The organism is Gardnerella bretellae, from assembly GCF_048545135.1.
GTDB lineage: Bacteria > Actinomycetota > Actinomycetes > Actinomycetales > Bifidobacteriaceae > Bifidobacterium > Bifidobacterium greenwoodii.
Genome location: NZ_JBKQXU010000006.1, coordinates 69,919 through 90,592 on the forward strand (window position 1 = coordinate 69,919; position 20,674 = coordinate 90,592).

20 protein-coding genes and 1 pseudogene are annotated in these 20,674 nt (G+C 40.7%); 8 read left to right on the top strand and 13 right to left on the bottom strand.

The window, feature by feature from the left end:
* Positions 1-87: 87 nt before the first annotated feature.
* From ACJV7B_RS05490 to ACJV7B_RS05500, 3 genes are all read right to left on the bottom strand, one after another.
* Positions 88-693, bottom strand: a complete 606-nt coding sequence (locus ACJV7B_RS05490) for a DUF624 domain-containing protein (protein WP_004137098.1) — start codon at positions 691-693, stop codon at positions 88-90.
* A 169-nt stretch (positions 694-862) separates the two neighbouring features.
* Entirely contained in the window at positions 863-1,696 is an 834-nt protein-coding gene (locus ACJV7B_RS05495; protein WP_308582622.1) for a carbohydrate ABC transporter permease, read from the bottom strand.
* Positions 1,693-2,547, bottom strand: coding sequence for a carbohydrate ABC transporter permease (locus ACJV7B_RS05500; protein ID WP_116794466.1), 855 nt, complete (start codon positions 2,545-2,547; stop codon positions 1,693-1,695). Before ACJV7B_RS05500 ends, ACJV7B_RS05495 begins: the two co-directional genes overlap by 4 nt.
* A 300-nt stretch (positions 2,548-2,847) precedes the next feature.
* On the opposite strand from ACJV7B_RS05500, the gene ACJV7B_RS05505 reads away from it, so the two are divergent.
* Positions 2,848-3,861 carry a LacI family DNA-binding transcriptional regulator gene (locus tag ACJV7B_RS05505; protein ID WP_419389153.1) on the top strand — a complete coding sequence of 338 codons (1,014 nt, stop codon included), beginning with the start codon at positions 2,848-2,850 and terminating at the stop codon, positions 3,859-3,861.
* 169 nt (positions 3,862-4,030) lie between these two features.
* Here the strand turns inward: ACJV7B_RS05505 and ACJV7B_RS05510 are convergent, their stop codons facing one another.
* The 3 genes from ACJV7B_RS05510 to ACJV7B_RS05520 form a co-directional block, all read right to left on the bottom strand.
* Positions 4,031-5,377, bottom strand: a complete 1,347-nt coding sequence (locus tag ACJV7B_RS05510; RefSeq protein WP_032841747.1) for an ABC transporter substrate-binding protein — start codon at positions 5,375-5,377, stop codon at positions 4,031-4,033.
* Positions 5,378-5,650: 273 nt separating this feature from the next.
* Positions 5,651-7,066: an ABC transporter substrate-binding protein gene (locus ACJV7B_RS05515; RefSeq protein ID WP_419389154.1), complete on the bottom strand. Its 1,416-nt coding sequence runs from the start codon at positions 7,064-7,066 to the stop codon at positions 5,651-5,653.
* 187 nt (positions 7,067-7,253) lie between these two features.
* Positions 7,254-7,964: a histidine phosphatase family protein gene (locus ACJV7B_RS05520; protein ID WP_004137084.1), complete on the bottom strand. Its 711-nt coding sequence runs from the start codon at positions 7,962-7,964 to the stop codon at positions 7,254-7,256.
* A gap of 172 nt (positions 7,965-8,136) precedes the next feature.
* Here ACJV7B_RS05520 and ACJV7B_RS05525 point away from each other — a divergent pair, with 172 nt between their 5' ends.
* Both ACJV7B_RS05525 and ACJV7B_RS05530 read left to right on the top strand, forming a co-directional pair.
* The gene (locus tag ACJV7B_RS05525; protein WP_419389155.1) at positions 8,137-8,592 is read left to right on the top strand and encodes a DUF4235 domain-containing protein; all 456 of its coding nucleotides are present in this window, start codon (positions 8,137-8,139) and stop codon (positions 8,590-8,592) included.
* Positions 8,593-8,659: 67 nt separating this feature from the next.
* Positions 8,660-9,442 (top strand): nitroreductase family protein, encoded by a 783-nt coding sequence (locus ACJV7B_RS05530; RefSeq protein WP_419389156.1) that lies wholly within the window; start codon positions 8,660-8,662, stop codon positions 9,440-9,442.
* Between the two features lie 32 nt (positions 9,443-9,474).
* On the opposite strand, the gene ACJV7B_RS05535 is transcribed toward ACJV7B_RS05530, so the two are convergent.
* Positions 9,475-9,732 carry a hypothetical protein gene (locus ACJV7B_RS05535; protein ID WP_032841754.1) on the bottom strand — a complete coding sequence of 86 codons (258 nt, stop codon included), beginning with the start codon at positions 9,730-9,732 and terminating at the stop codon, positions 9,475-9,477.
* 298 nt (positions 9,733-10,030) lie between these two features.
* On the opposite strand from ACJV7B_RS05535, the gene ACJV7B_RS05540 reads away from it, so the two are divergent.
* On the top strand, positions 10,031-11,557 hold the full coding sequence (locus ACJV7B_RS05540; RefSeq protein WP_419389157.1) for an aminotransferase class I/II-fold pyridoxal phosphate-dependent enzyme: 1,527 nt from the start codon (positions 10,031-10,033) through the stop codon (positions 11,555-11,557).
* Between the two features lie 137 nt (positions 11,558-11,694).
* Complete coding sequence (locus tag ACJV7B_RS05545) at positions 11,695-12,957, top strand: MFS transporter (protein ID WP_419389158.1); 1,263 nt, start codon at positions 11,695-11,697, stop codon at positions 12,955-12,957.
* A 44-nt stretch (positions 12,958-13,001) separates the two neighbouring features.
* Here the strand turns inward: ACJV7B_RS05545 and ACJV7B_RS05550 are convergent, their stop codons facing one another.
* From ACJV7B_RS05550 to ACJV7B_RS05565, 4 genes are read right to left on the bottom strand one after another with little or no spacing between them, the layout of a single operon-like run.
* Entirely contained in the window at positions 13,002-13,526 is a 525-nt protein-coding gene (locus ACJV7B_RS05550) for a hypothetical protein (RefSeq protein WP_375169228.1), read from the bottom strand.
* A 27-nt stretch (positions 13,527-13,553) separates the two neighbouring features.
* The gene (locus ACJV7B_RS05555) at positions 13,554-14,765 is read right to left on the bottom strand and encodes an ABC transporter permease (RefSeq protein ID WP_419389159.1); all 1,212 of its coding nucleotides are present in this window, start codon (positions 14,763-14,765) and stop codon (positions 13,554-13,556) included.
* Positions 14,749-15,459 (bottom strand): ABC transporter ATP-binding protein, encoded by a 711-nt coding sequence (locus ACJV7B_RS05560; RefSeq protein WP_419389160.1) that lies wholly within the window; start codon positions 15,457-15,459, stop codon positions 14,749-14,751. Before ACJV7B_RS05560 ends, ACJV7B_RS05555 begins: the two co-directional genes overlap by 17 nt.
* Positions 15,456-16,358, bottom strand: a complete 903-nt coding sequence (locus tag ACJV7B_RS05565) for an efflux RND transporter periplasmic adaptor subunit (RefSeq protein ID WP_419389161.1) — start codon at positions 16,356-16,358, stop codon at positions 15,456-15,458. Before ACJV7B_RS05565 ends, ACJV7B_RS05560 begins: the two co-directional genes overlap by 4 nt.
* Positions 16,359-16,834: 476 nt before the next feature.
* On the opposite strand from ACJV7B_RS05565, the gene ACJV7B_RS05570 reads away from it, so the two are divergent.
* The 3 genes from ACJV7B_RS05570 (at position 16,835) to ACJV7B_RS05580 (ending at position 19,196) form a co-directional block, all read left to right on the top strand.
* A complete protein-coding gene (locus tag ACJV7B_RS05570; protein ID WP_004137067.1) occupies positions 16,835-17,506 on the top strand; it encodes a response regulator transcription factor in 672 nt (223 codons plus the stop codon).
* Positions 17,503-18,663, top strand: a complete 1,161-nt coding sequence (locus tag ACJV7B_RS05575) for a hypothetical protein (RefSeq protein ID WP_004137066.1) — start codon at positions 17,503-17,505, stop codon at positions 18,661-18,663. The genes ACJV7B_RS05570 and ACJV7B_RS05575 overlap by 4 nt, the downstream gene beginning before the upstream one ends.
* Before the next feature lie 161 nt (positions 18,664-18,824).
* Positions 18,825-19,196, top strand: coding sequence for a hypothetical protein (locus ACJV7B_RS05580; protein ID WP_004112863.1), 372 nt, complete (start codon positions 18,825-18,827; stop codon positions 19,194-19,196).
* A gap of 179 nt (positions 19,197-19,375) precedes the next feature.
* Here ACJV7B_RS05580 and ACJV7B_RS05585 read toward each other — a convergent pair.
* Both ACJV7B_RS05585 and ACJV7B_RS05590 read right to left on the bottom strand, forming a co-directional pair.
* Positions 19,376-19,531, bottom strand: a pseudogene (locus tag ACJV7B_RS05585) (helix-turn-helix domain-containing protein); the annotation flags it as partial.
* A 127-nt stretch (positions 19,532-19,658) separates the two neighbouring features.
* Complete coding sequence (locus ACJV7B_RS05590; protein ID WP_375169222.1) at positions 19,659-20,378, bottom strand: nitroreductase family protein; 720 nt, start codon at positions 20,376-20,378, stop codon at positions 19,659-19,661.
* Positions 20,379-20,674: the final 296 nt, after the last annotated feature.

The window sequence follows — 20,674 nt, forward strand, 5'->3', positions numbered from 1 at the left end:
TAGCAAATTAAAAATATTTCTTGCAATGATGTCCTATGTGAGGCGAGTATCTACGATGATACTCGCCTCATTAATTATTTGCATAAATTACTTCTTAATATACTTTGCGAAAACACGCTCCAACAAAGGCGTGTGAAGCATAATAGTCGATCCCCAACCGATGAATAATAGCAAAGGTAAGCCTTGCGGAAAGTAAATAACTGATGCAGCCACAAGGCCTATAAAAATAGCGTCAACAATAATCATTCCAAGCGTTGCTTGCCAGTATGCAACGCTGAAAATAAAAGCATTCAGAATAGTTTTGCCAATAGAATTTTCAAAACGCGCTTGTAATGCAAAAACCCATTCTGCTATAAGAATCCAGATTATGCTTATTGCAAATTGCGGTATTAAAAGCGGTGGTATTCTAACTGCAATCCAAGCCCATAATATAAGAGCCAAAAATGGAGCCATTACAATCCAGATTACAGTTGATTTCAAAAAGTTGCTGGCAAAAGCACGAAAGTATGCAGAAGTCATGTGTCCTTCAGCATTTTCTACACGTCTTGCAGCGTCGTGCGCTGCGCTAACAGCTGCACCAATGGTGATTAAAGGTATGCTAGTAACAATCATAAGTATGGTAAGCCACACTGTATTAGCAAATGTTTCCATACCTTGCGCAAACTTTGAATCCGGGCTTCCAAACGAGAACATTTAATATATCTCCTTTACGTTTCTGTTTGCGCTATTTATAGCTGACTTACTAGCAATACTCTTACTAACAATACCCCTACCAACAATACAATGGTGGTGACTTACAAATCTTACGACCGTAGTCACCACCATTATTTTAACCACTTGAGATTTTGGAGGAGAAGAAATCTCAGCCTTTTACCGCACCTGACATAACGCCTTTGATAATATACTTCTGGCAGATGAGGTAGAAGATAATAATTGGAAGAATGGCAAGAACCAAGCAGCCCATCATGGCACCCATTTCAACGGAACCATAGCCACCCTTCAAATACTGAACTGCAATCGAAACCGTCTTGTACTTGTTCAAGTCCAAGGTAAGGTACGGAAGCAGGAAGTCGTTCCAAATCCACATAGTTTGCAGAATAGACACAGACACAATTGCTGGTCGCATAATTGGAATAATAATCTGGAAGAATATGCGCGGCACAGAAGCACCATCAATCATTGCAGACTCTTCAAGTTCTTGTGGTATTCCCTTAATTACACCAGTGAAAATAAACACTGCAAGACCAGCGCCAAAGCCTAAGTAGATAATCCACAATCCCCATGGAGTGTTCAATCCGAGCTTGTTAGTGATGTCGGAAAGAGTGAACATAACCATTTGGAATGGCACAATCATGTTAAATAGGAACAGCACGTAAAGCATTACAGCGAACCAATTGTTGACTCTAACAATCCACCATGCGCACATTGATGTGCAAAGCAGAATTAAAATCACAGCTCCAACGGTAATTACTATAGTCCACCAGAAGCTCATTATAAGATTCGTGCGCTCAATACCTAGGGAGTAGTTACCAAGCCCAATAAACGTTTTTGGATCAAAACTAAAAGGCTCGCTAGCAATATAAATCTTCGACTTGAAAGAATTTATAAAAACTATAGCGATTGGGAAAATCCAAAGTAAGCTTACGACGGTAAAGAAGATTGTCCAAAGTACCGGATGCTTCATTTTCTCGTTCATGCCACTACCTCCTTAGACCTAGTAAGCATATTCTGAATCAAAGCAATAACAGCTACAATCACGAAGAACACAACTGCTTTTGCCTGACCAACGCCTTCACCATTTGTACGCCCGTAGAAAGTGTTGAAAATGTTCAAAGCCAACATTTCAGACTTATGAGAAGGCATACCGTTCGTCAAAGCCAAGTTCTGATCGAATAGCTTGAAACCGTTGGTAACTGTTAAGAATGTGCAAACAGTAATCGAAGGCATCATAAGAGGTATTGTAATCTTAAACAGCGTTTGCATCGGGGTTGCGCCATCAACTGCCGCAGCCTCAATAACATCTCCTGGAAGAGCTTGCAAACCAGCAATATAAATAATCATCATATAGCCGATTTGCTGCCAGCAAATAAGCAGAACCAATCCCCAGAAGCCATACACGGCAGAATATGTAATAGAACGGCCGAAGTATGCCAAAATACCATTAAGTACCAGCTGCCAAACATAGCCCAACACAATGCCGCCAATAAGATTTGGCATAAAGAACACAGTGCGGAAAACGTTTGATCCACTGAACTTCTTAGTAAGCATATAGGCAATTGCAAAAGCAATTACGTTAATAAGAACAGTTGTTACAACAGTAAACGCTATAGTGAACATTAGCGAATGAAGGAAATGAGGATCCTTAAACGCCTTAACGTAATTACGAACGCCAATGAATTTACTATCCGTAACAGCATGGAATCTAGTAAAACTCAAATACACGCCCATAATAAACGGCACAACAAAACCAATAATAAAAGCCGCAAATGTTGGCAAAGCGAATAACGCCCACCATTTACGTATTGCTTTTCCGCTCATACTAATCATGACTCGTCACTTTCTCCTCCTTGAGTGCGACGTCACCATAGACGTCGATGTCCGAACCAATATCTTCATTCTACTACATGAATGAGCGATGTCAAACGTTGTCATTTTCTTGCAAAGAATTTATAACAAATTGCAATTCTATAATTAAAAAATTGCTTGCTATCATTGGCTTTTTAACAAAATCTGCTAAAATGGAAACGGTTGCAAACGTTTGTTTATTACGAACCACAAAAGTTCGTATCAAACAACCTACACGATGCCGTGTTAAAACGTTTGGTGTATGGGAATAAAGGAGTTCACATGCCGGCAAATATTCAAGATGTTGCAGATAAAGCACACGTGTCTGTTTCTACCGTGTCTCGTTCATTTACACGCCCAGATTTAGTTTCAGCTTCAACTCGCAACAAGGTATTGGAAATCGCAGAAAAGTTGAACTTTTCTATTTCCAAATCTGCAGCAGCATTAAAATCCGGCCGAACTTTGCGCATAGCTTTACTTGTAAGCGACCAAATTCGCCTATGGTTCAGCGCATCTATTATTCAAGGTCTTAACCAAGTATTTCACAGCGCAGGCTACGATTTATCTATTTTCCAGATTTCTAGTAGTGAGGAGCGTAACGAATTTTTCACAATGCTTCCAACTAGACGAAACGCAGACGCTGTTGTTGTATGCTCTTTTGACGTAAACACTAACGAAATTGAGCAGCTTAAAACTACAGGCGTGCCTATTGTTGGCATAAATTGCTTGCATCCTAAGGATTGTGATTTTGATGCAACTATTAATATTGACGATGATCAAGGCGCGCGGCTTATGGCACGTCACTTGATTGGATTAGGGCATCACAATATTGCATATGTTCGCACTACTCGCGATGTTTCACTACATTTCAGCGTTTTGCAACGTTATCATTCATTCATTGACGAGTGCAAAAAGAACGCTATTACGCCAATTGAGATTGTTGCTCCAGCTAATTTAGACAGAATAAGCGCTATAGTTTCTATGCTTCTTGGAAACGCAACAATGCCAACTGCTATTGCTTGCCAGGAAGACGGGATTGCAATACCTCTTATGTTCCAGCTTGCTCGTAGCGGTTATGCAACTCCTAGCGATGTATCAATTATTGGTTTTGACGATAGTTTTTACGCTCATGAAACTGGTTTAACTACTATTAGGCAAGATCCGGTTGAGATTGCGGCAACTGCAGCTGAAATAACACTTTCGCTTATAAACGGTCAGAAAATTGACAATCCTTATAGAATTGTTCCAGCTCAACTTATTGTGCGCTCAAGCACAGCGGCTTTATTAAGCGAGTAAATATTTTATTTTATTTAAGCAAGTAGCTTTTTATAATTCCTACACACTATTTAAATAACAAAAATCCGCTAGGACTTAACACTAAACTGTGCCAGTATCCTAGCGGATTCGCTTACGTCACCTTTGCTTACTTACGTCAGAGGTGTAACGTTTATTAATTTATTTTAGATCACTCATCGTCTTCGTGAGCCTGAGCATATTCCTTAGCCCAGCCATCGACGAATGCGGTCTTGACCTTATCCCACTTGCCAGTGCCCTGAGCGTACTCAAGCAAAGCGGAGCCAAGATCGTTCTTCCAGTTGTCAGATGGCATGACGGTGAAGTTCCAGCTTACTGGGGTCTTACCGGACTTTGCATCCTCAACAGCTGCCTGAGTCAATGGGTTGTCGGACTTAATGTCTGCGAAGCTCTTGAATGGAGTTGTGAAGCCCATCTGCTTGGACAAAGCATCCTTACCTGCATCGGAAGTAAGCAGCCACTTCAAGAAGTCCTTAGTAGCCTTCTTGTTTGCATCAGAAGCCTTATCGTTGATGCACCAGTAATTCTCAGAACCGGTGGCCAAGCCCTGCTTCTCTTCGCCCTTAGCACCAATGTAAATTGGGAGCATGCCAAGATCTTCAGCCTTCATACCAGCCTTGGAGAGGTCACCCCAAGCCCAAGTACCATTCTGATAGAACACAGCCTTGTTCTGGGAGAATTCAGCGTTTGCATCTTCACCAGTCTTGGAGCTGAGCTGAGTTGCAGGAGTGGTGGAATCATTGATGTAAAGATCGAAGATCTTCTTGTAACCATCAAGGAACGTACCCTTAACCTTTGCAGGCTGCTTGGTAACGTGATCTTCCTTGAACTCGTAGTACAGAGGAAGATTTGCAAGGTGGGTCTTGAAGCGCCAGTCAGAGCTGGAATCGAAACCTGCAGAAGTAAATGCACCATCAACACCGAGATCTGCCTTATGCTTCTGAATGTCGTCAGCAACAGCCTTCAACTTGTCGAAGGAGTTGATTTCTTCAGCAGACTTAACCTTAGCATCCTTAAGCTCGGTGTACTTCTTGAGCAAAGCCTTGTTGTAAATCAAGCCGTAGGTTTCCATTGCGTATGGAACACCAACAACCTTATCTCCATCCTTAAGAGCAATATCCTTGTTCTGAAGCTGGTTGTAAAGCTCGGTATCCTTCAAATCAGCAGTGTAATCTTTCCAGCTTGCGTAACCGACTGGACCGTTAATCTGGAAGAGTGTAGGAGCTTCGTCGCCCTTGCTGATTTCGCTCTTCAAAGACTGCTCGTATGTACCAGAAGCAGCGGTCTGAACCTTTACCTGAACGCCAGTCTTCTTGGTATATTCCTTAGCAACTTCCTTCCACTGGTTTGCAGCTTCTGGCTTGAAGTTCAAGAAGTAAACCTTACCCTTCTCAGCGGCTTTTTCGCTGGAAGAAGAACCGCAAGCTGCGAGAGCGCCAAAAGCCATCGCTGAGCAAGCTACCAGTGCAATTGTTGACTTAATCGTACGATTCATCATCGAACCTTTCTCGTATGCCGACAATCCCTTCATTGGACTGCCACACCACTAGGTGTCCTTATCGACAATACTTATTATGCCTCAAATATTTGAATATTGCAAACGATGGCATAACCTAAATTAACGCGTGTCGCCATAAAAACTGCACATAATAATATCTTTAATGAAATTGGAAGGTATTTTTGAAAATAATTAAAGGGATTACGCAACAATTTAGCAAACGATTGCGCAACCCCTTGAGGATTATAGTTCAAAACAAATTATTTAATTAAGCTAACTACGCCCATGAGCAATCTTATATTCCTTAGCCCAGCCGTTAACAAACGCGGATTTAAGAGTATCCCACGCCTTTTCAGCGCCAATAGAAGTCATACCGTCTTTTGTCGCTTGAGCGTATGTAAGCAGATCAGAGCCAACATCGTCTTTCCAACCGTTAGATGGCATAGTAAGAAACACCCACTTAACAGGCACTTTGCCTGGCTTAGCAGTGTACTCAACAGCGGCCTGAACAAGAGGATTTTCTGCTTTAGGGAAACCTATGAAAGGAGTAGCAAAACCCATCTTATTAGCTAAAGCATCCTTACCATAATTTGAAGTAAGTAACCAACTAAGGAAGGCATTAGTAGCCTGCTGATTCTTTTTTGAAGCCTTTTTATTAATGCACCAATAGTTTTCAGAACCGGTAGCCATGCCTTGCTTCTCTTCGCCCTTAGCACCAATGTAAATTGGGAGCATGCCAAGATCTTCAGCCTTCATACCAGCCTTGGAGAGGTCACCCCAAGCCCAAGTACCATTCTGGTAGAACACAGCTTTACCAAGAGCAAACTCATAAACAGCATCCTCACCAGTTTTAGTGCTTAACTGACTTACAGGAGTTGTGGAATCAGAAATATAAAGGTCAAAAATCTTCCTGAAATTATCAACATAGTCGTAATTAATTGACTGAGGCTGACCATTAACGTTATTCTTAACGAATTGATAATACAAAGGCATATTTGCAAGATGCGTCTTAAAACGCCAGTCTGAGCTCAAATCAAAACCTGCAGACGCAAAAGCACCGTCAATCCCAAGCTCATCCTTGCGCTTTTGCAAATCGTCTGCAACAGCCTTCAACTTACCGAAAGAAGTTATTTGATCTTCAAAAGATTTTCCGTCTTCTTCCGGCTTCAACTTTGCATCTTTAAGATCCGCATACCTAGCAAGCAAAGCCTTGTTGTAAATCAAGCCGTAATTTTCAGTAACATATGGCACAGCAACCGGCTTACCGTTATCCATAAAAGCAAGATTTTTATTGCTAAGTTGCGTATAAAGAGGAGAATTAGTTAAATCAGCAGTGTAATCCTTCCAGTTAGCGTAGCCAACAGGACCGTTAATCTGGAATAACGTAGGCATGTCATCTGGCTTATTTGCATTTTTCTCTACTTCAGTTTTAAGTCTCTTTTCATACTGACCACCAGTTGGTGTAACTATGCTTACTGTAACACCAGTTTCATCCTTGTACTTTCTAGCAACTTCTTCCCATGCAGCAGTAGCTTCAGGCTTCAAATTGAAGAAAATAACCTTCCCATTAGCAGACCTATCGGTATTTGCGCCAAAAGACTTAGAAAAACCAAAAGCAGTAAACGCGCAAGCCGCCAAAACAGCGCAAACCACTAGCGCAATAATCGACTTAACTGAACGACTCATCATCGAACCTTTCCACACACTGCTAATCTCTTACGAACTAACTAATTACTGCTATTGAATACTGAATAAATCACAATAGTGAGCTAATGTTACAGCAAACGCGAGACTCAAATATATAAATATCTTTGCAAAAAAATTTGCGCAAATCGCAATAAAATATCTGAAAATATCTGAAATTCTAAACTGTATTTCAGCAATTCCAATGCACAATTACATTGTCTCCTTTGTACTCGCCCAACACAGAATAATGCGCAGTATCCATACGAAGAAGTCGCGCAAATTCAGGATTTACTCCCAGCCAGCGAGTAGTTAGTATGCGCAAAACATGAGCATGCGCAACCACAAGCACATTTTTACCCTGCTTAAGTTTAGGCATTGCAGCATCAATAACGCTTTGCGTGCGATCTGCAACTTCTTGCAAAGTTTCACCAGACGTACGGTGCACTGAAACATTTTCGCCATTTGGCAAAGTTTCTTTAGCATCAGTAATCATATGCGCAGGAAGTGCTTTAGGCCCATGCTTCCACACATCCCAAGCCTCAACTCCACTTAATTCAGCAATATCAGCGCGCGTGCGACCTTCTGCTGCCCCATAATCCCACTCAACAACCCCTTCACACAAAGTATATGGAGAATATCCAGCGCCCTGAGCTGTTTGCTGCGCACGACGAAGCGGGCTAACAAGCACACAATCTGGATTAAAACCTTGCGGAAATTCCTTACGCAAACGCTCCCCAGCTTCTTTTGCTTGTTCAACACCAACTTCAGTAAGCGGCAAATCTGTGCGCCCAGTGTGTTGACCGGACACACTCCAAGCTGTTTGGCCGTGACGAAGCAGCACTAAACGTCCAAGTTCTTCACACTTTTCATCATTCGATTCTTGAGTGCCATTAGTTTGCATAGCTTCACATTCCTTTAGCGCGCCAAGTACCCTTCTATCGCGCCGGGCGCCGCACAGCACGACTGATTTTTACGTAAACAATTCTCAAAATGCATCCACACTGCTGCAAATCAAGATTACTGTTCTATGTTACCGCCAAAATTGGTATTTCGTTACCACTAACATAGAAAATATGACGCAATTATCATCGGCAAATAATAAATTCGCTCGCAATCATCGCGCAGCTCAAATTACCGTGCAACGACTTAATGCAGCGAATCATAAGATTGATGCGCTTCGCGAGCGCCGATTAAAAAACCCAAATACTTTAGGAGATTCGTTGATTAAAGCCGCGCTGCCTTCTTTCGCAACGTTTATTGCCGGGCAGATTGCGCACGTAATATGGAAAAAACATGTTGATACTCGAAAAATCAATTTAGACTCTAACAATCATCCTAACAATCTTTCTAAAGAAAAAATTGAGCAAAAGCAACGTGTTAAGCAAGAAGAGCCGTTGCTAATGTCTATTGGTTTTGCAGTATTTTCTGCGATTCTTACTACGATTGTTGGTCGCTTAGTAAGCAGCGGAACCTTATCTTATATTGCGCGAAGGCAAAGAAAGCGTCAATTTAGAAAAAATAAATTCTGATTTTGAACAAATGAACTGAGAATGCAGAAATAAGAAAAAGAAAAATAAGATAAGGGACAAAAGAAACGTGCAAAACTTACGCCATAACGAAACTATTGATACTTTACTGAACCGCCGCTCAATTCGCGCTTTTAGCAACGAAGCAATTGACGAAGATACAGTCGCAACTCTTGAAACCGTAGCTCAGCGAGCCGCCTGCAGCCAGTTTTTGAACGACTGGTCAGCGATTAAAATTACGGATAACTCAATTAAGCAGAAGCTTTCCGAAATCGGCAATCAAACATATATTGCCACTGCTCCGCTGTTGTACGTTTTTATTATTGACCAACACAGAAACGCTGCAATCGCGCAAAAAAATGGCATCGACGCCAGCAGCGACGAGTTCATGCTTAAAACTCGTTACCGCTTTACTCAAGCACAAAATGACGTTATTTTAGCCCTTCATGCCATGGAAACTGCCGCGGAATCTTTGGGACTTGGTTGCGTAATCCTTGGTTCAATTTTGAACAGTAGAACTCAGCTTATTGATATTTTGAATTTGCCTGAATACACGTACCCTGCGCTCGGCTTGGCAATTGGTAAGCCTGCGCAAAATCCGGAATTAAAGCCACGAATGAGCGCTAACATGCAGATTTTTGAAAACACTTACCCTGCTGACGACGCTGAATTATTAGAAAATCTTGCTGATTTCGACAATCGCGTGCATCAATATTACGATTTGCGAAACGCTAGCCGACCAGTTGATGCTTTTAGCGCGCAAATTGTTGCATTAGCAACTGATAATAGTGCGAAAAAGCATGAGGCAGAGGATGTTGAGCAAGTTGCAAGGCAAGGTTTTAACGTTGCATAATTAGCTCCGCCTTAACTTAGCACAACTTTAACTTAGCGCCGTCTTGGCTTGTATCCGCGTTTTCTAGATTTCGGCTTCGCGCTTGCAGACGGCGAGCGCATATCGGAATACATGCGATCTACCGGATTCTTATGCGTCAAATGCCAGCATCCGCAATATTCGCAAGCATAAACCCATAACTGTGTTCCGCGCTCTCGTAAACTTTGCTCCGCTGCCATAAGAGCCTGCCCTTTATTCTTATACATGATTTTTTGGGTAGATTCGCAGCGCCTCGGAGTAAAGAAATACATAGCCTTTATGGTATCAAACCGCTTAACAGAGCTTATACAAGACGTACGCAATAGCGTAAATCACGCATTATTCCTAAACTTAAGCCACAAAACACATTCACGAAAGTTCAAAATAAATTCAATTTCTTATACTTTAGTTCAATTTTTCTACTATTTTTCGTCATTTTTGAAAAATTACTATACAAAAACAATTTCAGCGACTATTATTGGGCAAATAATTCAATTTAATACTTATATTTTGAACTTTATTGTGAACTTGTTCAATTTATAAATGCTGGTTTTACGAGGAAGACAGATTATGGCACAGAATTTTGCTGACGAGCTTAAGAAAGCTATGAAACGCAAGGGATACAAGCAGATTGACGTAATCGAGCTTGCATCAAAAAACGGCCATAAACTTGGCAAAAGCCAGTTAAGCCAGTATTTAAGCGGCAAAACTGAGCCTCGCAAAGACGTGCGTAACATGCTTGCTGAAATTCTTGGAATCAGCGGCGACGGAATCAAAGGCGGTCATTCTTGTGCAAAAATCGAGCAAAACTGCCAGTCTGCAGAAGAATCACAATTAAATCAGCCACAGCTTACAGAAGCTGAACTTTCACAAACACTCAAACATAGAAACTTCAACAAATCCACAAAACTCGAACACGTGCTTTACGACGTTCGCGGTCCTGTTGTTGAAGAAGCAAACCGTATGGAAGCAAATGGAACGCATATTTTAAAGCTCAACATTGGGAATCCTGCGCCTTTTGGCTTCCGCGCTCCAGACGAAGTAATTTACGACATGCAGCAGCAGCTTATTGACTGCGAAGGCTACTCGGATAGTCGCGGACTTTTCTCTGCGCGCAAAGCAATTATGCAATACGACCAGCTCAAGGGCATTCCAGGCGTGCAAATGGAAGATATTTACACTGGAAACGGCGTTTCCGAGCTGATTAACCTTTCTATGCAAGCGCTGCTTGATTGCGGCGACGAGATTCTTATACCAAGCCCAGATTATCCGTTGTGGACTGCGTGCGCGAGCTTGGCTGGCGGCACTCCTGTGCACTACATGTGTGACGAAAAGTCGCATTGGTATCCAGATATTGCCGATATTCGCTCTAAAATCACGCCTCGCACTAAAGCAATCGTGATTATTAACCCGAATAATCCTACGGGCGTGCTGTATAGTCGCGAAGTTTTGGAAGAGATTGTTAAGATTGCGCGCGAGTTTAATCTGATTATTTTTGCGGACGAGATTTACGACCGTCTTGTTATGGACGGCAAGAAGCATATTTCGATTGCTTCTCTTGCTCCAGACGTGTTCTGCGTAACTTTTAGCGGACTTTCTAAGTCGCATATGATTGCTGGCTTCCGCATTGGTTGGATGAGCCTTTCGGGAGATAAATCCAAAGCTCGCGACTACATTATGGGACTTAACATGCTGTCTAATATGCGTTTGTGCTCGAACGTTCCTGCACAGTCGATTATTCAGACTGCTTTGGGCGGATACCAGAGCGTTGAAAAGTATTTGGAGCCGGGTGGGCGCGTGTACGAGCAGCGCGAGTACTGCTATAACGCACTTCAGGAGATGGATGGCGTAAACGTTGAGCGACCGGATGCTGCTTTCTACATGTTTGTAAAACTTGATCCTGCTCGCTACAACATTCACGACGATGAACAGTTTGCGCTTGATTTGCTACGCGATCAAAAGTTGCTGATTGTGCACGGAAAAGGCTTTAATTGGCAAACTCCAGGCTACTTCCGCGTAGTCTACTTGCCGCGCTTGCAAACGCTTCGCGACGCAATGAGCAAACTCTCCAGCTTCCTCTCCTACTATCGCCAGTAGCCGCAACCCCCACCTATAAACTGCAACAAAACACTCATTTCGCTCACAGTCCAGAAAAAGGTGTAAATAAAGGTGTACATATCAAAAGACACATATCATTCTTAATATGAAAGAAAGAAAAGTAAGAAGAGTAAGCAATGAGCGCTGTAGCACGAGTACGATCGGGTTTGATTATATCCGTTTTATCGCTTAATGCTTTTCTTTTAACGAGCTGTAGATTTGGCGTAAGTCTATATCTTTTAATACATGTCGACTTATCTCACGCAGCGCTTAACGCGGTTTCCGTAGCACTTATGACCTGCGTAGCAGCACCGCTTGGCGGAATTATTGCAGATAAATATCCACCAACTAGATTGTTTATAGCACTAACGTTTTGTTTTGCCTTGTTGTGTACTGGATACGGTTTCGCTTTAGTAGCACAGCATAATCTTATTGCTATTACGGTTACACTACTCGGCATAATATTCGGGTTCTTTACCGCATTTTCTTCGCCTAATCAAAAAGTATTGATGGCATATAGCGCACCAACTGGCGAAAAAACCAAGTTTTTGGCAAGCATGCGTATGTGGATTAATCTCAGCAGGCTTGCTGCACCTGCGATTACTGGCATATTTGTTGATATATGTAATCCGCTCATTTTCTTTACGAGCATTGCTATTGTGATGATACTAGCGGCGCTACCTCTACTGTTAGTTAATCTAAACCAGCAAGCACAAAATAGCTCAAACAATACGAAGACAGGAAGCAATAAAACTGCTGGTTTTGCAGCTTCTCTACACTATATGAAATCTACACCATGGTTAATAGTCTTAGGAGTAGTATCAGCATTACAATCTGGATCATGGCTTGCTGCATTCAGACTAATGGGAGCACACCATTGTCTCACACTTTTTCATTCGGCATCCACGTGGGGGTCAATAGTCAGCATATTTAACATTGGCATGATTGTAGGTTCGCTATTATGCAAATATATTGTGCTACATTATGAGATTTTATACTCTATTTTATTACCTGGGTTCCTTTCTATTCCTTTACTTATTTTCGCACTTAATAATTGGATTGCTCTTTTTCTTTGCTCTGCTTTCATTGCAGGTATTATTTTTGACGCCACTATTGTCTATGGGCAAACAGCTCTTCTCGATGGCATACCAACACACATTCTCGGCGCAACTACTACTTTTACTTCTATTATGGAGCAATGCGGCATTATCGTAGGGTATGCAAGCGTACTAGCATGGGGAAATCTAAATTCATCATTATTCATAATGATTGCTTCTGGCGTAATACTTGTTTCAACAGGTATAGCCTTATGGATTATTCAAGCTCGTAAACAAACATACCCATCAATGCTTACCAAAGATTATTGGACACCATCAGCATGGGTAAAAAGAAGCATATAACAAGCTATTTAGTGCGAAAGCACAATAAAGCTATGCAAATGCAATTACATCACAGGACAATTAGTTTGCACATCCTGTTGGAATCCTGACGGATCTCCTAGTTTTGCTTTACGCATATGCTCTTTGAAAAAGTTTCGCGTTGCATCATCACAACGGTCTGGACCCATAAACGGCATGCTAGGCACTTTTTCGAGCTCATGCAAAGCTTTACTTGCCGCTTGCTCATCACTAGCATACGTGTCTAACCATTGCCGTTCCCAAGCACACTGATAATAATTAGATGCTTGCGTATCACCATATCCACTCTGGAACTGGCTGTCTTTTTCTTCTCCAACCAAGTTTGCAGGAGCTTTATATTTTTCAGGCCAACTAAGCTTTGCCACAGATTCCTGATACTCCTTCTCTATATGAGCAAAATCAACAGTCTCTATAGACGAACTATTTTGCGATCGCGCACCATCCACACCACTCACATTATTGTTGCCTATTCCTCCACACGCATTAAGCATAAGAAGCGCACTAAGCACACCAACAATAAGAGTTGCTTTACCAATAGTATGATTATTCATTATTCCTTCTTTCTTATTTTTTGAAAATTAACGCAATGCTAATGCTGGCTGTAAACGCGATGCTTTTATTGCCGGCACCACACTTCCAGCAAGCGCTGTAATAAAAGCCGCAATAACAGCTCCAATAGCAGCTTCATATGGGTAAACTGGCGGACTAACTGGGCTTGCTGCATCCCAAAAACTTGATGCTATAGACACAAGACCAAAAGAAACAGCAACAGCAGCAATCGAAACTATTAGTGCTAAAATAATCGCACTGCCTAACACGAGTGAAGCAATCGACCATTTAGTAGCACCCAAAGCTCTGCGTATAAGCAGTTCATGCGTGCGCTGCTCCAACGATGCTAAACCAATATTGATTAAACCTAGCGCGGAAACAAAAAGCAATAATGCTGCTACGATAGCAAAACTTAATTGCAATACTATTATCACATTCTCGTAATCATCACTATTATCATGTCTTCTAATTTCGTTTACTTGTCCACCACAACAGTCGTAAAGAGCATCTGAAACATAAGATTTAATTGATTTTTGAGGACGATTTTCTTTATTCAACCAGTAGATTGAGCCTTGAGCTTCTTTTCCAGAATATTCCCAAAGAGTTGGAGCGTAACGTAATAATCCTAGAATATTCACGTATACTTTTGCTGAGTCTACGCCATCGCTCACAACTCCAACAATCCTTATAGGACTCATTTGTGTTGTTTTGCGAGAAGTAATAAATGCTACTTCACCAATCTTGTATCTTTTGCTAGCAGATTGGTTTACTACCATTTCTAATGCGTTGCTTTTAGCGCTATTACTAAACCATCTTCCACTTACAATAGGTAAGTTATAAACTCTGTTGTATCCTGCCGTAGTGTAAACAGCATCAACATATTGAAGATTGCTGGTTTTATATTCTTTGCTTATTTTTACACTCTTCGAGGCTGGCATAGAAGCACTAAACAGTAGTCCAGTGTTTGGTTGTAGCATAACGTTAGCGTTACGGTTTGCGGATTCAATGCGATTTAAGAATTTGTCAAATACTGAATATTCGTTAAAATTTTGTGCTGAAAAAGTAATCTCGTATGTTGGTCTACGACCGTTTAGCTGTTCGTTAGTTGCAATAAGATAGTCCTTACCAACCGTGCCAATAAGCACTGACGCAATAACAGCAATGATGCCTATAAACATTGAAAAACCTGTGAGGAAGGATCTCATAGGAGACAGGCGCAAATCTTTAAGCAGCATGATCATAAAGAACACCGCCTTCCATAGTAAAAATGTGAGAGCAAGAACGAGCTACTTTCATATCATGAGTGACTAATAGTAATGTTGTTCCAGATTCTTGAACACGATCATGCAACACTTGAAGCACTTTTTCTCCCGTACTACTATCGAGCGCACCAGTTGGCTCATCGCAAATAAGTAATTCGGGATTAGTAACGAGAGCACGCGCTATCGCGACTCTCTGCTGTTCACCGCCTGATAGACTTCCAGGGTATTCGTTTAGTTTATCTTGCAATCCAACAGCACATAATGCTTCTTCTATCGTTTTTCTTCTTGTCTGCTTGCTTTGTTGTAGTCCTGCGTATAAAAGCGGCAACTCAACATTTTCTCTAATACTTAAATGCTTAATGAGAGAATAGTTTTGGAAAACAAAACCAATATTTCGAGCGCGCATATGCGATACTGTATTATCACTACACTTTTGGATTGACTTGCCAGAATAATAGTATTTTCCAGTAAAATTTTTATTCAAAAATCCAATAATAGAAATAAGACTTGTTTTGCCGGAACCAGACCTGCCAACTACCGCGTATGTTTCACCTTGATTAAGTAACATAGAGGCAGAGTTAACAGTGGTAAGCCATTCGCCATTGCCTAGTTTTACACGCGCTGACACGTCTTGTATTTCAACCAGTGGAACAGGATTGTTCTCCATAATCATTGCACTCCTGGAATGAGATCAGGAGAAACACCTGCTACAACATCACCCTCATGCAAGCCAGACGTAATTTCAATATTAGCGCCGTCACTGATTCCAAGACCAACTTCTTTATGCTCCCAATTATCGCCTTTTTTGTATGAGACTAAGCCTTTTTGAACTCTTCCAGCAACCGCACTAACGGGCAGTGTTAGAACCGATTGTTTATGCTTGCCATTAAAAACAAGCGTCGCATTTTGACCTGATTCTACTTCTGCGCTTTTATCTATTAAACACGTTAAAACTTTTGAAGATACACTAGGTGCACTTTGCGCGCTCGACTCATCTGTTTGAGTCGAATCAGCACTATCATTCTTGCTACTACCCGAGGCTGCAACATCGGTAGAAGTTCCACCGCTTTGTACTATTTGCAAACAATTGGTTGGTCCAACACCGTCTTCAACTTGGAAGCGACCTTTAACATCTGTAATATCCGCAGAACGAAGTAAAGCTTTTGCGTTAAGGCTTATTGAAAAACCTTCATATTTAAGAGTGAATAGCGTGAAAGATTTAGGCACGTCCGCAGATGATTCAGCTACTGACACAACTTTAGCGTCTACGGGAGCAATAATTTTGCTACCAGCATTGTAGCCTAGAACACTTCCAGCTTTTACAACACTTCCTGCTTTTACCGATGGAGAAAAATTCCCTCTACTTACAGCAGTGATAACAAAGGTAGACGATTGTTCTATTGCTGCTTTACCCGACACAACTTGTATTAAAGGCTGTTTTTTGACTGAAACAAGTGGAACTGAATCACGTGATGCCTGCTGCTGACTATTATCAACTGCTCTACCAGAGCATGCAGTAAGCAAACACACTGGCAGAGCAGCTAACAAGAATACCTTCGTAAACTTACGCATAACACAAAGCTCCTTACTCTCCAAACTCGTAAACGCATAGTATGCGTCGAAACAAGCCTCTCAAACTGATCCAAAATAAATAAAGGGCTCGGTAATGCTGCAATTAACGCTTTTATGATTACCACTTCATTTAGAATTTCAGCTTTTGGTTAATAGCTTATAATCGCCGTAAAGAGTTTGCATCACACTAAATGATGATTTTATTTATGATTTTTGGAGCTTGCATAATACCAGAGAATGATTTATTTTGCATAGAGTTTATACACTACCGAGCGACTTACTTGCGCATAGCCTCAACCACATTGTGATTAAATCACTAAGCTTTAAGCGAACTTATTCACTGCGGAGTAACCCCCGTAAGCTCCAAGCAACTACCTTTATACAATCTGCTTTGTAAAGGTTTTCCTAGACAAGATATTCATCATACAAATTCAAGTATTATTATTACTTAAATAATGCTTTTCTAAAGGAGCAGTATGATAGCAAAGCGTATTACTGTTGGCATTGTTGATGATGATTGTTTTTGTCTACACGGCCTAAAAACATATATTGAACAGGTTGTTCCGTCCTGCAATATTTGCTGGTTATCCGCGCACGCCGATCAAGCAATTCAGTTTTGTCAAAATCAATGCCCAGACGTGCTGCTAATTGACATGTATATGTCTGGGGTTTCGGGAATTAAAATATTATACGAATTGCGAAGAAGATACTCACTCCCAATAATAATTGCTATAACTTCATTCCCTATCAACGATTATGCTTTAAAAGCATCAACAGCAGGCGCGCAAGGCATTGTTGGAAAGAACCACCCAGAAACTATTTGCGCCATGCTTAGCAGTATTGCTCATGGCACGTTCAAGCCACAAATAATAGGCGATTTTCATTTTGACGACACGACGACAGCATTTCAACGTTTGCAAAATAAGCCAAAAAATGGACGCCTTGCTTTAACGGATCATGAGACTGAAATTGTAAAGTTGTGCAGTAAAGGAATGACTAATGCGCAAATCGCTAAACGTTTATTTGTTGAAACTTGTACTGTGGAAACTATCCTTCGTCGCGTGTTCAAAAAATTGAATGTGACAAATCGTTCACAACTTATTACCACATGGCTGCATGATGAATATTTAGGAAATGATACACAATGATTATTTTCTTAATGCGTCGTTTGCGAGAAAAGATTATTGACAATAAAACATTTTTACTATTGGGATGTTTGTCGAGCGCAATGGATGCATATATTTACTCAAATAGCGACAATAGCACAATACAACTTGTCATAGTTTACATGATTCTTGCTGCTATAAATTTGTTTCTTTGCTTGCTCCCGCATTTTATGAGCATGTGCTATATTTTTGTACACCTCAGCATTCTTGTTATTCCTAGTCTGAATCTTCCACCAGTAACTTTCGGGCTCATCATATCATTTGTTTTTATTTCGTATTTATATCCGATTCAATTTACACTACCTTTATTCTTAGTAATAGATGTATTACACTACGTTGCATACCGATACTTATCAACTTTGTCTTTCAAGTATCTTATTGCTTACCTTTTAATAAATATATTTTGCGTTTGCACTGGTATTATTTTGCGCATTTCTCACCAAAAAATGGTTCTTTATGAAAAAGATAAGCAAACAATTAATAATCTTCATCTGGCTGTGCGAATGCACGATAGATTAACTAATAAGATTGCAGATATTGCACTACAAAGTAAAATAGCATTACTTGACAAGTCTATTTCTAAAAAACAGCGAAGTGCTATTGAGGCAATAAATGATTTGGCAGATCAGGCTTTTGAAGAAGGTCATAATATTATCGACATTCTACGTGGAAATACTGCTAAGCAAGATGCTCGAAGCGAGTTCATTCAGCACATTGAAGATACACTACAAATGAATGACTCAATCAATACATCTTGTGGATTAAAAGGAAGATCCATATGCAATATATCTAGTAACGATATTCCTGAAAATATTAACGATGAAATCATCTGTGAAGTTATTGAATTAATCGAAGAACTATATTTGAACATGCGAAAATATGCTTCTTTAGTTTATTACATCAGAATTTCGATACGTAAAAAACAAATTGTTATAAAACAGTTCAATGTTCGATTTTTGGACAGGAAAAGTAAAGATGCAATTCGTTCAGTATCTCAAAAAGGACTTCTGCTTCATCGCGATACCATAAAGCATTTAGGCGGTTCACTCTATTTTCGAGCCTTTGGTAAGTATTGGGAATGTAATGCAGTTATACCTTTAAAAAATAAACATAACTATATAGATAGTATGCCTTACTGATTCAGTTTAAAAGATTAATGAATCTTAAACAGTTTTAGATAGTAATTATTTGTAAAGGTTTTCATATACAAGATATTGTTTACCTTTTAGCACGCCATTAATTTATAAATTGTCAAGGTTTGATATACGCAATTATTTTCTTGTATTAGAAGGAGAAAAATATGAGTAATTTAGAAGATACAAAAGCACAAATTCCATCCGTATTTTGGACAATAGCCAATGGTGTATTTCTTGCTAGCGGAATTGCGCTGATTGTAATGCGTAATGATTATCTATGGGGAGTGCCTCAAATTATCGCTGGATTATTTGGTCTTGCAACCATGTTTCTCATTAAAAAACCGTGGTGCGCGCAACTATATTTTATAGTATCTTCACTAGCCGTAATAGCAAATGGGCTTATGGAAATATTCGGCATAATCCACGGATCTGGATACGGTTATGTTCCGCTGATTATTGGCATAATCGTGCTTTTATTTATAGGCCTTGATAAGGATGAAAGTTCAAAAGCTCTTGGAATTGCCAAGAATAAATAAAAGCATTAGACTGCGATTTTAACTTAAAACATATCGCAATTTTCAAAGGCCAAGCTGTAAACATGCATCTTACGACTTGGCCTTTGATTATTTATCTGTTAATGATTTGTTTTGCATAAAGTTTATACACTACTGAGCGACTGATTTGCTCAGAGACTAAAGCATATTGCATTAAATCACTAAGCTTTAATCGAACTTATTCGCTGCGGAGTAACCCCCGTAAGCTCTGCAACATCACGAACCGTCAAGCCCTGATTCCTTAGTATGCGAACCGTTTCACGCATAAGCATAGATGCCTCTTGCTGCGTTTTTATAGCTGCCGATTTTGCATCTAATTTATCAATTAAGTAAATAGGCATTGCATATAAAAATCGTATAAATCTATAACCGCAATGTGCGCACTTCTATCTGATATTTTCCAAAGTACTTTGGGTTTTGCAAGATAGATTGGTTTTTGTGGAACTACTTTTCTTGCGCAAGTTCGATTGGCGGATGCTCCGCGCGGAAAGTATTTACGTGCGCTTCAGACGCATACCCCAGCGCAAAACCAGTAATCAGCGCATACTCCGGCGGAATGTCGAATACTTCGTCAAGCGGTGAACGCCACGTGGCAAGAACGCCAAGCGGGCATGAATCTACGCCTTGCTCTTTAGCAGCCAACATTAACGTTTGCAGCATAATTCCAGCATCCATCGCAGAAAACGGCAGAAAATCACGGCGCACAAGCACAAATCCCATAACTGGTGCACCGAACGCCTGGAAGTTGCGCAAAGTGTGAGCATTCCGAGCAGGAAAATCTTTGCGATCAATATTTAAATGTTTATACAACGCCAACCCTAAACGCGCACTGCGCTCTTTAAGTGACTGCGGATACGGAGCCATTACAGGAAAATCTCCATCCGGCTGGCTCATTTTCTGGGCTATAAGGCGCTCTTCTTCTCTAAGGGTAGCGTCTTTAGTACGAAACATTGCTTTGCATTTTTGCGTATATGCATCAATAAGCTGCTGCTTTAGTTCCCCTTGAGCAATAGCTAGCATGTATCCACGAGTGTTAGACCAGCTCGGAGATTGTGCAGCTGTTTGCAAAATAGTTTCAAGAATTTTAGAATCGACTGGTTTATTTAGAAAATCACGTGCAGAAAATCGCGACTTTGCGAGTGCTTCAAAAGTTTGTGTAGTCATGCTTTTAGTATATCGCACCAAATACGCACGCAGTATTTTCTCGAGTTTGCGCGACGACCTGCCGAAGCGCTGCGATTTAGCGCGCGCTGGCCATTCTTCGGACACTGGTGCAGTACGTTTTCTGCGCGCGTGTCTCTGTTGTCTGTTTTGACGTTATTTTGGAACATTCTCCTTAGTTTTTCTCCGGCGTTTATTGTTGTTTTGGCGTTATATGGAAACATTTGCCGTAAGTTTATGCCAGCGTCTCGAGTATTACAGATAAAAGTAGTGTGGGAATAAAAAAAGCGGGGAACAAT

Coding starts and splice junctions, on each gene's coding strand:
- ACJV7B_RS05490 (WP_004137098.1), bottom strand. CDS start 693: ATGTTCTCGTTTGGAAGCCCGGATTCAAAGTTTGCGCAAGGTATGGAA.
- ACJV7B_RS05495 (WP_308582622.1), bottom strand. CDS start 1,696: ATGAACGAGAAAATGAAGCATCCGGTACTTTGGACAATCTTCTTTACC.
- ACJV7B_RS05500 (WP_116794466.1), bottom strand. CDS start 2,547: ATGATTAGTATGAGCGGAAAAGCAATACGTAAATGGTGGGCGTTATTC.
- ACJV7B_RS05505 (WP_419389153.1), top strand. CDS start 2,848: ATGCCGGCAAATATTCAAGATGTTGCAGATAAAGCACACGTGTCTGTT.
- ACJV7B_RS05510 (WP_032841747.1), bottom strand. CDS start 5,377: ATGATGAATCGTACGATTAAGTCAACAATTGCACTGGTAGCTTGCTCA.
- ACJV7B_RS05515 (WP_419389154.1), bottom strand. CDS start 7,066: ATGATGAGTCGTTCAGTTAAGTCGATTATTGCGCTAGTGGTTTGCGCT.
- ACJV7B_RS05520 (WP_004137084.1), bottom strand. CDS start 7,964: ATGCAAACTAATGGCACTCAAGAATCGAATGATGAAAAGTGTGAAGAA.
- ACJV7B_RS05525 (WP_419389155.1), top strand. CDS start 8,137: ATGACGCAATTATCATCGGCAAATAATAAATTCGCTCGCAATCATCGC.
- ACJV7B_RS05535 (WP_032841754.1), bottom strand. CDS start 9,732: ATGTATTTCTTTACTCCGAGGCGCTGCGAATCTACCCAAAAAATCATG.
- ACJV7B_RS05540 (WP_419389157.1), top strand. CDS start 10,031: ATGGCACAGAATTTTGCTGACGAGCTTAAGAAAGCTATGAAACGCAAG.
- ACJV7B_RS05545 (WP_419389158.1), top strand. CDS start 11,695: ATGAGCGCTGTAGCACGAGTACGATCGGGTTTGATTATATCCGTTTTA.
- ACJV7B_RS05550 (WP_375169228.1), bottom strand. CDS start 13,526: ATGAATAATCATACTATTGGTAAAGCAACTCTTATTGTTGGTGTGCTT.
- ACJV7B_RS05555 (WP_419389159.1), bottom strand. CDS start 14,765: ATGATCATGCTGCTTAAAGATTTGCGCCTGTCTCCTATGAGATCCTTC.
- ACJV7B_RS05560 (WP_419389160.1), bottom strand. CDS start 15,459: ATGATTATGGAGAACAATCCTGTTCCACTGGTTGAAATACAAGACGTG.
- ACJV7B_RS05565 (WP_419389161.1), bottom strand. CDS start 16,358: ATGCGTAAGTTTACGAAGGTATTCTTGTTAGCTGCTCTGCCAGTGTGT.
- ACJV7B_RS05570 (WP_004137067.1), top strand. CDS start 16,835: ATGATAGCAAAGCGTATTACTGTTGGCATTGTTGATGATGATTGTTTT.
- ACJV7B_RS05575 (WP_004137066.1), top strand. CDS start 17,503: ATGATTATTTTCTTAATGCGTCGTTTGCGAGAAAAGATTATTGACAAT.
- ACJV7B_RS05580 (WP_004112863.1), top strand. CDS start 18,825: ATGAGTAATTTAGAAGATACAAAAGCACAAATTCCATCCGTATTTTGG.
- ACJV7B_RS05590 (WP_375169222.1), bottom strand. CDS start 20,378: ATGACTACACAAACTTTTGAAGCACTCGCAAAGTCGCGATTTTCTGCA.